This window comes from Solwaraspora sp. WMMD406 (assembly GCF_029626025.1).
Classification (GTDB): Bacteria; Actinomycetota; Actinomycetes; order Mycobacteriales; family Micromonosporaceae; genus Micromonospora_E.
On the sequence record NZ_JARUBF010000001.1, the window covers coordinates 2,859,758 to 2,871,629 of the forward strand.

Genomic DNA, 11,872 nt, shown 5'->3' on the forward strand with positions numbered 1-11,872 from the left:
GCCTGATGAGTCGAGGCAGTCTCGTCCGGCTGATGATGCTCGCGTTGCTCTGGGGGTCAGGATTCCTCTGGATCAAGCTGGCGCTACGCGGCTTCACCCCGGTGCAGATCGTCCTTGTCCGCCTGGCCCTCGGTGCACTGGTGCTCGTCCCCGTCGCCTTGCACCGGGGGCTGCGGTTCCCTACCGACCGGAGAACCTGGGGGCATTTGTTCGTCGCCGCGCTGGTCGCCAACGCCATCCCGTACACCCTGTTCGGCATCGGCGAGCAGACCGTTGACTCCGGTGTCGCCGGGGTACTCAACGCCACCACGCCCCTGTGGACGGCGCTGATCGCATTCGTCGTGGGGACCGACCGCACGGCGACGTGGTCGCGGGGATCCGGACTGACCCTCGGCTTCGTCGGCGCGGTCGTCATCTTCACGCCGTGGGAGTCGGCGAGCGAGGTTGCCAGCTGGGGAGGGCTGGCGATCCTGGCGGCGTCCGCCAGCTACGGAATCTCCTACGTCTACATGGGCAGGTTTCTCACCAACCGGGGAATCGCGCCGATCATGCTGTCAGCCGCACAGCTCGCTGCCGGAACGATCCTGATGATCCTGGCTCTGCCCCTCGGCGGACTGACCATGCCTGACCTCCGCTTCGACGCGGTGGTCAGCCTGCTGATCCTGGGCGTCTTCGGCACCGGGGTCGCCTACGTGCTCAACTACCGGCTCATCACCGACGACGGCCCTACCCTGGCATCCACGGTCACGTACCTGCTGCCGGTCGTCGCGGTGGTACTCGGCTTCCTGGTCGTCAACGAGCGGGTGACCGCGTTCATGGTTCTCGGCATGTTCCTGGTCCTGGCGGGCGTCGCGCTGGTGCAGCGCCGACCTCAGCGGACCGAGGCCACAGCGCCCGTGCCCCTCGGAAGGAATCGGAATGATCGTCGTTGACCCGAATTTCGTCCGACTGATGCGCAGACTTCGACTGGAACGCGGGATGTCGTTCCGGGACTTGGCAAAGAAGGCGTACTTTTCACGCTCGTACCTGTGCGAGATCGAGAACGGCAAGAAACCACCCAGCCTGCATCTTGTCAAGGCGCTCGACGCTTGCCTCAACGCCGAAGGTCAGCTTGCGCGACTCGTGACCACGGTCCCCGATGACCGGGAAACCGAACGACGATCCCAATCTCCATCTCGATACACGGCCTGTGGCGATGGCACGGACCGTGCCGTGGAAGCGTGGCAGACGCGTTCGCCGTGGTCAGCGCAGTTGGGCGGACCGGCGCTCGTCAGCGCATCCCAATGGGCGCATGTCGCGACGATGCTCTACGACGTATTCGTCCGTAGTCGACCACCGCTCATGCGCCTCGGGCCAGATCGGTATGCCAACCCGTCCCTACGGCAGCAGAACCTGACACCGTTCGCTGCCGAGGCAAGCACGCAGGGGCGCGCACCACGTGTCGAGTGCCGCAACGTATCCCGACTGCGGCCACCAATCGACGTAGCCGCCATGCTCGCACTGGACCCGGATGACACCGTCGTTCTCCGAGAGGACACGTACCTTGCCGACGGCCAACCTGTCCAACTCGGCCACACATACCTCCCAACGAAGGTAGTTGGAACATCAACCCTCGCGACCGAACTGGACTTGGGGCCAGGGGGGACCTTCGTGGCCCTTGAGCGACTCGGATACCGGGCCACACGGATCCGAGAACAGATCACCACCCGATTCCCGACTCGCGACGAGGCAGAGGCGCTGAACCTCCCGCCCGGTGTGCCCGTCATCGTGCTGCTGCACGCCTCCTTCGACTCCGACGGCATCCCGTTCGAAGCGACCCGCTACGTCATGCGTTCCGACGCCATGGCGGTGCAGTACGTGGCGGAGGTCGATGCCTGACCGCCGGTGCCGGTTTGTGAAAAAGTCGTCGTAGGGCCGGGCGTACGGACGGCCAGGACATGGTGACTGGTCGGCGGAGACATCGGTCCGCACGCCCTGCGGGCCACGCCGTAGTCTGCTCGGACCTACTTCGTCCCTGTGGGAGTGCCGTATGAGCGAGGAGACCTGGCTTGCCGCGCGCCTGATCCCGACGTCGGGCATCAATGGTGCGGAAGAGCAGGAACGACGTGCGACGTCGGCTCTCCTCGCCGTACTCAGCGCGGTCCGTGAGTTCGGCAGAGCGATGACCCAGCCGTACGGCGCGCCGGTCGGTTCGGTGCAGACCTTCATCGAGGTCCCGTTCAAACTGGGCGACCGGAAGTTCTTCCCGGACGGCGTCATCCGGGTGGTCCGTGGTCAGCGGCAATGGACCGCTCTGGTGGAGGTCAAGACGGGAAGCGGTGAGTTGCAGACCGAGCAGCTCGAACGCTATCTCGATATCGCCCGAGACCACGGGTTCGATGCGCTGATCACGATATCCAACGAGATTCCGCCGGTCCCCGGACAGCACCCGACGCCGGTTGACAAGCGGAAGCTGCGGCGTGTCGCGCTTCATCACGTCCCGTGGTCGGAGGTGCTGACCGTGGCGGTGATGCAGAAGGAATATCGGGGCATCGCCGATCCGGATCAGGCGTGGATCCTGGGCGAGTTGATCCGATATCTGGAGCATCCCCGCTCGGGTGCGCTCGAATTCAGTGACATGGGGCCGAGTTGGGTCCCGGCGCGCGAGGCGGTGAACGCGGGGACGCTGCGCCCCGGTGACGTCATCGCCGCCGACGTGGCGGGCAAGTTTGACGCGTTGGTCCGATTCGCCGGACTCAAGCTGGGCAGGACACTGGGTACGGAGATCCTGCCCGCGCTCAGCCGACGCGAACTGGCCGATCCGGCGGCCCGCACACAGGATCTGGTGCAGCAGCTCACGACGGCGGGGTCGCTCACGACGGCGGGGTCGCTCACGGCGGGACTGCGGATACCCGGCGCGGTCGGCGTTCTGTACGTTACCGCCGATTTGCGGGCGGGCAAGATCACGTGCCATGTCGGTGTGGACGCGCCCCGTCGAGGCCGACCGACGACGCGGGTCAACTGGCTCGTACGGCAACTCAAGGACGTGTCCGGGACCATTCGCCTCGAAGCGTTCTCGGCGTACGCGAGAGGTCCCGGTAGTGCCGAACTGCTGGAAACCGTACGAGAGAATCCCGCTCTGCTGGTCGCTGACCGGGGCAGGGAGATCAAGTCGTTTCGGATCGCGTCGGTCTCGCCGTCGGGCACGAAGCGCGGCGTCGGTCGGCAGTCGTTCATCGACTCGCTGCTCGACGCTGTCGACACCTTCTACGAGCAGGTGTTGCAGAACCTGAAACCGTGGATTCCGACGCCGCCGAAGATGCGTTCGGTTGAGGACGCAGTCGACGTGGAACCGGTCGCACCCGCGCTGGTCTCGACTGCGATCTCCTCCCAGGACGGTCCGCAGACCGCCGGAGCGGACTCGGCAGAGCCTGTCCCTGTCCCTGTCCAGGAGGCGTGAGCGTCAGGTGGTTGTCTGCGGGCCGGCGATCGTGTGGTCCCGATCACCGCTGGCGGCGGCTGGCGAGCCACAGTCGGTGGGCGAACAGGCCGGCGTATCCGGCGAGCACCGCACCGAGCAAGGTGAGCGCGCCGCCGTCGGCGCCGGTGCGGGCGGTGTCGAGCAGTACGCCGAGCATCGCCGCGCCGACGATCAGCGACACGTGGTTGGAGGCCCAGAAGACCACCGGGGTCATCCGTCGCTGGTCGAGGTCGCGCATCTCGCCCCGGCGCAGCCGCAGCACCAGCCAGACGGAGATCGCGGCGGTCGCCGTCATCGGCGCCCAGACCAGCCAGGGCACCCAGCCAGCCACGGCGAAGCCGGTCAGCGCGGCGTACGCGACCGGCTGGGCGGTGACGATGATCCGTACCGCCCGGTCGTAGCCGACGATGACCGGGACGGTGCGCTTGCCGACCTGGGCGTCGGAGCGGCGGTCGCCGAGGTTCATCACCATCATCCGTACGGTCTGCAGCAGCGCGGTCGGGGCGAGGATCGCCAGCAGCAGGACCGGTACGGTGCCGGTCTGCAGCAGCACGGCGACCACCGGCCACAGCCCGTTGAGGATCGCGGCGACGGTCACCTCGCCCAGTCCCCGGTAGTTGAACCGGCCGGGTGGCGCGGTGTAGAACCAGGCCAGCACGACGGCGGCGGTGGCGGCCAACCGGGCCGGCCAGGTCGGCATCGCGACGATCATGAGTTGCGCCACAGCGGCCAGCACGAACGCGGTGCCGAGCGCCACCACCGGCGGCACCAGCCCGTCGACCAGTGCGCGGCTGCCGCCGGTCCATGGCGTGAAGTAGACGTTGGCCCGATCTGCCGCGAGGTCGAAGTACTCGTTGCAGTAGTGCGTCATCAGGTGAACGGTCCAGGCGAACAGTTGTGCCAGGACGTACCAGCCGAGCAGCAGCGGATGACCCTGGTGCACCGAGACCGCCACGGCGAGCCCTACCGGTAGCAGGTTGTAGAGCAGAAACCGCAGGCGGGCCAGTCGGACGAAGCCGCGCCAGTCGATCGGGGCGGTCTGACCCGGGGTGTCGGTCGCGGGATCGGTCGCGAGCTCGCTGACCGGTTGGTTCGTGACAGCCATCGTTTGGCGTACCTTTCCGTAGCTGGCTCGTCACTTCATCTTGGGTGTGGATTGTTACCGGTCATGGCGGGTTTTCGGCCGACTCGCCGCGGGGTCGCTGGTGTGCCGGTGGAGTCGGCAACGGCAGGCGGCCCGCAGTCCGTCGTCAACTCTGGATCGGCGAGTTGACCTCGTCGGCTGTACTGCCGGCGGCTTGGATGACCAGCACTTCACCTGTGGGGGTGTGTGAATAGATCACTCGCCGGCCGACCCGGCGACTGCTGACCAGTCCACAGTCCCGCAGCACGGACAGGTGTTGACTCACCGCGCCAGGGGTGACCCCGATCTCCGATGCGAGTTCGGTCGTGGACGTCGGGGCGAGCAGCGCTTCGAGCACCGCCGCGCGGACGCCGCCGATGAGCGCGGCGAGCGGACGGGCCTGTTGGGCGTCGTGACTGAAGATGCTCGCGGTCCAGGGCTTCGGATAGACGATCATGGGCTGTAGCGGCGGGAGCATGGTCAGCACCTTGGGACCGCAGAAGACGCTGGGCACCAACACGATTCCTCGACCACCCAGCTCCTTGCGGTACTCGTAACTGCTGTTGGTGATCAACGTGTTGTCGGTCCACCGCACCCGTTCGTTGAGTGAGGAAAACACGCCGGCCGCGCCGACGTTCTCCATCACCTGCATGCGGGAGCGCACGTCGAGCCGTAACTGGGTGCGCAGATGCGACCAGCAGGGCGCCAGTGCCAGCTGCCAGTAGGTGTCGAGTAGCCGTACCAGGGTGCGGATCCCTGTCTCCGGAGCGTCGAGCATCTTCTGCTGCAGGGTCGCGTTGGCGGTGCGCCACGACTCTGGTGTGACCTGGTCGACCATCAGCCACTCCACCTGCTCGCGGAACTGTGCGATCGGGGTTTCTCGGATGATCTCCAGCTCGCTGGCGAAGGTGGGCGGCTCGGTGCCCGGAGCTGGCGTGAGGAAGTCCGGGATGTATCCGGACGGTGGGATGACCGCGTTGAGCGGTGCGAAGTCCACGCTTCGCAGCTTGTCCAGGGTCGCGCGAGCCCAGGGTAGATGCAGGTGCCGGCGTTGCGGCGTGGCCAGGACTCTGAAGCTGTGCACCGCCTCACCAACCGGCGACAGCGCGAATCTGAGTTTCGCGAGGTCGTCCGCGGTGGCGATGTATTCGATCATCGATCTCACTTCCGTCTGATCCCGGGCGAACGTCTGATCTGTTCAAGGGGTTGCCTGGCGGGTCGAGCACCACGCGGGCGCTGGCGACGCCGACGTGGGATGTCGGCCGGCGGGGGTGGCCCGGCCCGTACTCGGTTGGTGGTGCCGGGCGGCGGCCGGCCGTACCGAACGGGCTACTGGGCCATAGTGGACCACCGAGTCTTGTCGGTCCACGAAGGATGCCCCCTGGTAGCGAACCTAGCTGGACGTATAGACATCGGCTTGGACAGATTTCTTGCTGAATCAGGGATAGGTGGAAGCGCGCTCTTGCTCGCCCGGAGTCTAACAAGGCCGATCTACGGCAAGTGCCTGCTTGTTCGGCCGTCCGCCGCAGCGGGTATAGGTGACTGTCGACATCCGGCCACCCGGTCTGAACTGGCAATATTCATGCTAACTGATTCACTGGTAGGTCGGTAGCCGGGCTGGGGTCGAATGCGGTGAGCTGTATGTCGGTATTGCGACGGACATTCGAGGCATATGGATCGAACGGGCTTCCGGCCGAGTGGCGCGTGACTCGGCGCCGTAGTCAAAAGCCCTAGTCGGAGCACGGATTGAGGTCCGCCGTGGTGCCGATTTAGGGGCAGCTAAAAATCTGGGTCGGCGTGGATCGTGCGGCTACGCTCGTGCTTGCTTGCCGGCTGGCAAACCCTGACTAGTAACTCGCCTGACTGGTAACTCGGTTTCCATCCCACCTCCCGCCATGGCCTGCGGTGGTGGAGCCGAGTCGACGAACCGGGGGAACAAGGAGTGGGCTCATCGGGTGCGAAACCGCGCCGGTGGTGTGAAGTGCTGTCACCGGCGGGGGTGCGCTGGACGCTCCCATGACCCCTGACGTTCGTCGACCGGACGTGTCGAGTCGTCGACAAAGGGGTCTGTGGCCGATGGTTACGCAGATCACCGTCGGCGTCATCAGACTGGTGGACGCTGCGCGGAGAGAGGAGTGGTACTGCGGCGACAGATGCGCCGTGTGCCGAGTGGCACCGAGCCGCGTAGCGACCCTGCAACAGGTGCTCGAAGTGGCTCTGTCGCCTGCAATGTCTGCCGGATGTCCGACGCAGCTGGTACGGGTTCTGGACTTATCACGGCACCTGCGATTCCCGGACGATCTGCGACGTGGGCGATGCTGAATCGTCCAGCCGGGCGACCGAGGGTTGATCGGAATTATTGGTAACGACCCTTCATTCGTACGTACAACGTTGGGTGAACGGCCGGGGTGGCCAGGAAAACGGAGGTTCCATGCCACGAAATGACGGGCTATTGACCGTCGCCGACGACCTCGTCGCGCTGTTCCGTCGGTCCGCGCGTCGCCATCCGGACCGCACGGCGATAGTGCACAACGGGCAGCCGATGACGTACGCCGAGCTCGACGCGGCCGTCGATCGTGTCGCCGATCAGCTCGGGCCGAACCCGGGGGTGATCGGAGTCTGGACCAGCCGCTCACCCGACACCATCGTTCACCTGCTCGGTGTACTGGCGGCGGGCGGCACCTACTGTCCGATCGACCGCGCATACCCAGCCGAACGCCGCGACGCGCTGCTGCTCGCCAGCGGCGCTCGTACCACGCTGCCGACCTCGACCGCCGTACCGACCGTGGCGGCCGCCGTCGGCGCCGCGCCGGACCGTGTCTCGGACGGCGAGTATCCCGCGTACATCCTGTTCACCTCGGGCTCCACCGGAGTTCCCAAGCCGGTGCTCACTCCTCGCCGGGCGATCACCGCCTCGGCGAGCGCACTGGCCGCGCTGTTCGACCTGACCCCGCAGGACCGAGTCCTCCAGTTCGCGTCGCTCAACTGGGACACCTGCTTCGAGGAAATCCTGCCGAGCCTGATCAGCGGCGCGACGCTGGTCTTCAACGACGAGGCGTACGCCGGATCCTTTCCCCGGCTGCTTCGCATGGTGGCCGCCGAGTCGATCACCATGCTCGACCTGCCGACCGCGTTCTGGCACGAGTTGGTGCACTACCTGGTCGAGTACGAGACGACGCTGCCGGACAGCGTACGGCTGGTGATCATCGGCGGAGAGGCCGTCAGCGCGGCCCGCCTCGCCGACTGGCGGTCGCTGGACACCGCTGGCATCCGGCTGATCAACACCTATGGCTGCACCGAGACCACGCTCGTCACCCACGCGGCCGACCTGCACGGACCACTCGCCGCCGGCGCCACCTCCGGGCCGGCTCCCATCGGCTGGGCGCTGCCGCACGTCCGCGAGGACATCAGCGACGAGGGCGAGTTGCTGATCGCGGGTCCGTCGGTCGCCGCCGGCTACCTCGGCCTGCCGACTGAGACGGCCGCCCGGTTCGTCACCCGGGACGCCGGCGACGGACCAGAGGTGTACTTCCGGACCGGTGACCGGGTCAGTCGCCGACCCGACGGGGCGCTGTCGCACGAGGGACGCCTCGACAACCAGATCAAGGTTCGGGGAGTACGCGTCGATCCCGGCGAGGTCGAGACGTACATCGCCGAACACCCGGGCGTCGCGGCCACCGTCGTCGTTGGTGTCACGGTCGCCAACCACACCACTCTGACCGCGTACGTGGTGCCGAAGGTCCGGGCCGACCCGCCGACACCGGTCGATCCAGACCTGTTCGGCGCGGACGTCCTCGCCTACCTGCGGAGCCGCGTACCCCGTCATCTCATTCCCGATCGGATCACGGTCGTGGCGGACCTGGTCTACACACCCAGCGGCAAGGTCGACCGCGCTGGAACCCACCAGCGTCATCGATCCACCCGCCGTCCAAGGAGCTGATCACAAGTGAGCGTTGCCGTAGTGACCGAGATCTTCCGCCGAGTCCTGGATACCGATGACGTCGGCGAGACCTCCGACTTCTTCGCGTTGGGTGGCGATTCCCTGCTCGCCACCCGCGTATTGAGCGCGGTGGCCCGTGAGTACGGCGTCGAACTGTCCTTCGAGGACTTCGTCGACGGTCCCTCACCCGATCTGCTGTTCTCCACGATCGTGAGCGTCAGCCAATGAAGGTCGTCGTGGTCGGCGCGGGACTCGGCGGTCTGACCGCCGCGGCCGGCTTGGCGAAGGCCGGGATCGACGTGACCGTGCTGGAGGCCCAGGACCGGGTCGGTGGCCGGACCCACGGTATCGAGGTGGCCCCCGGCAACTGGGTCGACGCCGGCGCCGCCTACCTGGGTGAGAGGCACACCGAACTGCTGGCGTCGCTGGCCGAGGCGGGTCTAAAGACCACGCCGACCGGCATGTCCGGGGACAGCACCTTCGCCGTCTCCGCGTCTCAGTCCGCCGCGCCGACGACCCGCTCCGGCCGGTTTCCGCCGCTCAGCGCGGTCGCTCTCGGCTCCATGTTCGATCTCCTCGACGAACTGACGGCCACGGTGCGGGTGGACGCGCCATGGCTCACGCCCAACGCCGCCGAGTTGGACGCGACCACCGCCGAGCAGTGGGCCGACCGCCATCTCACCCACCCGGACGCGAGAAGGTTCTTCCCGCTGTTCCTCGGCGAGATGATGGCCGCCGACCCGGCCGACGTGTCGGTGCTGCACATGGCGTTCTACCTGCGGTCGGGTGGCGGCCTCAGATATCTCAACGCGTTCGAGGGCGGCGCGCAGGAGGAACGGGTCGCCGGTGGCGCCCACCAACTGTGCGAGTCACTCGCCGAGCGGCTCGGCGAGCGGGTGCGGTTGGGGGAGCCGGTCACCGCCATCGATCAGGACGCCGACGGGGTGACGGTACGGACGAGTGGTGGCGCCTACCGCGCCGACCGGGTCGTGGTGGCCCTGCCTCCGCTGCTGGCGGACGCGATCAGGTACGAACCCGCGCTCCCGGCGCCCCGTTCCACCGCCGCGACGGCTCCCGGCTGTGCGGTCAAGGTGCACCTGATCTATCCGAGTCCGTTGTGGCGGCAAGCGGGACTGTCGGGCTGGTCGGTCAGCGCACAGGGACCGCTGCTGTCTACCGTGGACGACTCGCCCGAGGGTGGCGTCGGGGTCCTCACCGGGTTCGTCACCGGTGCCGCCGCCCGCGACTACGGCGCACTGCCGTTCGCCGAGCAGCGCGAAGCGGCACTCGCGCAGGCGCGGCTGCTCTTCCCGCGACTGCCCGAACCGATCGGGTTCTTCGTCACCGACTGGGTGAACGCCGAGTACAGCCGGGGCTGCTACGCGGCGCTGCTCGGCCCCGGTGATTGGACGCGCGTCGGTCCCGACCTGGCCCGCGCACACCAGCGGGTGCACTTCGCCGGCACGGAGACCAGCACCGAGTTCTTCGGCCTGATGGAGGGAGCGATCCGCTCCGGACATCGGGTCGTGTCGGAAATTCTCGCCCTCAACTGAGCTAGGAGAATCTCGATGAGTGGCAACAGCCCTCTCGCGCCCATGTCGGTGCGGCGAGAGATGATGACCGACCCCACGTTGGGTGCCGGCAACTTCCTCCAACGCGCCTTGGAGCTCAACCCCAACCGGGACGTTCCCTACGCGTTCACCCACTCCACCGACCATCGCGGCAACGTCGTGCTCCGCGGCCACAGCCTCACCGATCTGGCCGCGCTGCGCGACCGGTACGCCAGCTGGTATTGGGCCAACGGCGTCAAGCCCGGCGACCCGGTGGGCATCCTGGTCGCCGAGGGCCTCGAACCGCTGCTGCACTACTTCGCGCTGACCGCTCTGGGCGCGATCCCCGTTATGATCAACGACGCGATGCCGGTCAAGCCCGCCATCCGCTACCTGGACCACGTCGGCGTGGTCGGCGCGGTGGCCGACGACCCGACCCGGCTCGTCGCCGGATACCGCGCCAACCAGCGCCGGCCGCGGTTCGTGGTCCCGTCCTCGGAGATCAAGGCCTACGACCCGGACAGCGGCGGGTTGCCGCAGAACTACCCGTACCAGCACGCCGACGACGAGGTCGTGGCACTGATCCACTCGTCCGGCACCACCGGCGTGCCGAAGTCCACCATGCTCGCCCACAAGCAGTTCTGGGACGGCAAGCAGCCACGCATGGTGCGGTTCCCGGCCGAGCCGTACGACAAGCTGATGTCGTTGATGCCGCACACCCACGCCGGTGGGCTCAGCTACTTCCTCACCACCACCCTGATCGGGGTGCCGACCGTCGTGATGGGTGACTGGCGCCGGGAGACCGTCGAGCCGGTCATGGAGGCCTTCCAGCCGACCATGGTGGCGTCCTTCCCCCGTACGTACGTGCAGCTGGCCACCGGGGAGCTGCCGGTGCGCGGCGCGGCGAAGGTGCACAGCTGGTTCAACACCGGCGACAGCGCCCACTACGGGCACATCAGCCGGCTCGTCACGCTCGGCGAACGGCCGGCCGGCCTGATCAAGCCGTGGCTGCTGCCGAGCGACGCCGCTGCCGAGGAAGCCCTGCCGGGGTCGCAGTTCATCGACGGACTGGGTTCGTCCGAGATGGGCATGGCGCTGTTCGGGCAGGTCACCACCCCCGAGTCCGAGCGTAACGACCGGTGCGTGGGCAAGCCGACCGAGGTCGTCCGGAAAGCCACCGTGCTGGACGAGCAAGGCCGGGAACTGCCGGTCGGCGAGGTCGGACTGCTCGCGGTGCAGACGCCGTCGCGTACCCCCGGCTACTGGAACGACCCCGCGCTGACCCGCAGCTTCGAACTCGAGGGCTACTGGCTGACCGGCGACGTCGCCTATCGCGACGCCGAGGGCAACTTCTACCACCTGGACCGCACGGTCGACGTGATGGACACCGCGTCCGGTCCGTGTTACAGCCTGCCGATGGAGGAGGTGCTGCTCGCCGACTGCGGCGACCTCTTCTACGACTGCTCGGTGGTCGGTGTGCCGTCGCGTGACAACGGCGCGATCGTACCGGTGGCGGTGGTCCGACTCCAGGCGTCCGCAGGCGACCCGACCCCCGAGGACCTGCTGGAACTCACCAACAAGGCGTTGGCGCAGGCCGGCCTGCGGACGCTCGCCGCGCTGCTGGTGGCCCGTTCCGCCGCGGACTTCCCGACCGGTGTGACCGGCAAGGTACTCAAGCGCGAACTGCGAACCAGGCTCGCGACGCTGCTCACCGACGAGAACCGGCGCTCCGAGTACGCCGCTTGAGATCTCTGACTGGGCCCGGCGCGGTACCTGCCGCGCCGGGCTCGGACGGAGAC

Annotated in this window: 9 protein-coding genes; 7 read left to right on the forward strand and 2 right to left on the reverse strand. The window is 67.5% G+C overall.

The features are described from left to right. Window positions 1-5 precede the first annotated feature (5 nt). The 3 genes from O7632_RS13025 to O7632_RS13035 all read left to right on the forward strand — a co-directional run bounded on the left by O7632_RS13025 (window position 6) and on the right by O7632_RS13035 (window position 3,439). Entirely contained in the window at window positions 6-932 is a 927-nt protein-coding gene (locus O7632_RS13025; RefSeq protein ID WP_278114360.1) for a DMT family transporter, read from the forward strand. Next, a complete protein-coding gene (locus O7632_RS13030; protein ID WP_278114362.1) occupies window positions 919-1,878 on the forward strand; it encodes a UTRA domain-containing protein in 960 nt (319 codons plus the stop codon). The genes O7632_RS13025 and O7632_RS13030 overlap by 14 nt, the downstream gene beginning before the upstream one ends. A 151-nt stretch (window positions 1,879-2,029) precedes the next feature. Beyond that, window positions 2,030-3,439 (forward strand): stress response protein, encoded by a 1,410-nt coding sequence (locus O7632_RS13035; RefSeq protein WP_278114364.1) that lies wholly within the window; start codon window positions 2,030-2,032, stop codon window positions 3,437-3,439. 43 nt (window positions 3,440-3,482) lie between these two features. Here the strand turns inward: O7632_RS13035 and O7632_RS13040 are convergent, their stop codons facing one another. Further along, a complete protein-coding gene (locus O7632_RS13040; RefSeq protein ID WP_278114366.1) occupies window positions 3,483-4,565 on the reverse strand; it encodes a prenyltransferase in 1,083 nt (360 codons plus the stop codon). A gap of 145 nt (window positions 4,566-4,710) precedes the next feature. After that, window positions 4,711-5,739: a metalloregulator ArsR/SmtB family transcription factor gene (locus O7632_RS13045; RefSeq protein ID WP_278114369.1), complete on the reverse strand. Its 1,029-nt coding sequence runs from the start codon at window positions 5,737-5,739 to the stop codon at window positions 4,711-4,713. Window positions 5,740-7,014: 1,275 nt separating this feature from the next. Between O7632_RS13045 and O7632_RS13050 the strand changes: the two genes are divergently transcribed. The 4 genes from O7632_RS13050 to O7632_RS13065 are packed head-to-tail and all read left to right on the forward strand — an operon-like array spanning window position 7,015 to window position 11,819. Next, complete coding sequence (locus O7632_RS13050; RefSeq protein ID WP_278114370.1) at window positions 7,015-8,523, forward strand: amino acid adenylation domain-containing protein; 1,509 nt, start codon at window positions 7,015-7,017, stop codon at window positions 8,521-8,523. A 6-nt stretch (window positions 8,524-8,529) separates the two neighbouring features. Beyond that, window positions 8,530-8,751, forward strand: coding sequence for an acyl carrier protein (locus O7632_RS13055; protein WP_278114371.1), 222 nt, complete (start codon window positions 8,530-8,532; stop codon window positions 8,749-8,751). Continuing rightward, window positions 8,748-10,076 carry an FAD-dependent oxidoreductase gene (locus tag O7632_RS13060; RefSeq protein WP_278114373.1) on the forward strand — a complete coding sequence of 443 codons (1,329 nt, stop codon included), beginning with the start codon at window positions 8,748-8,750 and terminating at the stop codon, window positions 10,074-10,076. The genes O7632_RS13055 and O7632_RS13060 overlap by 4 nt, the downstream gene beginning before the upstream one ends. 15 nt (window positions 10,077-10,091) lie before the next feature. After that, window positions 10,092-11,819 (forward strand): class I adenylate-forming enzyme family protein, encoded by a 1,728-nt coding sequence (locus O7632_RS13065; protein WP_278114374.1) that lies wholly within the window; start codon window positions 10,092-10,094, stop codon window positions 11,817-11,819. Window positions 11,820-11,872 lie beyond the last annotated feature (53 nt).

Coding starts and splice junctions, on each gene's coding strand:
- O7632_RS13025 (WP_278114360.1), top strand. CDS start 6: ATGAGTCGAGGCAGTCTCGTCCGGCTGATGATGCTCGCGTTGCTCTGG.
- O7632_RS13030 (WP_278114362.1), top strand. CDS start 919: ATGATCGTCGTTGACCCGAATTTCGTCCGACTGATGCGCAGACTTCGA.
- O7632_RS13035 (WP_278114364.1), top strand. CDS start 2,030: ATGAGCGAGGAGACCTGGCTTGCCGCGCGCCTGATCCCGACGTCGGGC.
- O7632_RS13040 (WP_278114366.1), bottom strand. CDS start 4,565: ATGGCTGTCACGAACCAACCGGTCAGCGAGCTCGCGACCGATCCCGCG.
- O7632_RS13045 (WP_278114369.1), bottom strand. CDS start 5,739: ATGATCGAATACATCGCCACCGCGGACGACCTCGCGAAACTCAGATTC.
- O7632_RS13050 (WP_278114370.1), top strand. CDS start 7,015: ATGCCACGAAATGACGGGCTATTGACCGTCGCCGACGACCTCGTCGCG.
- O7632_RS13060 (WP_278114373.1), top strand. CDS start 8,748: ATGAAGGTCGTCGTGGTCGGCGCGGGACTCGGCGGTCTGACCGCCGCG.
- O7632_RS13065 (WP_278114374.1), top strand. CDS start 10,092: ATGAGTGGCAACAGCCCTCTCGCGCCCATGTCGGTGCGGCGAGAGATG.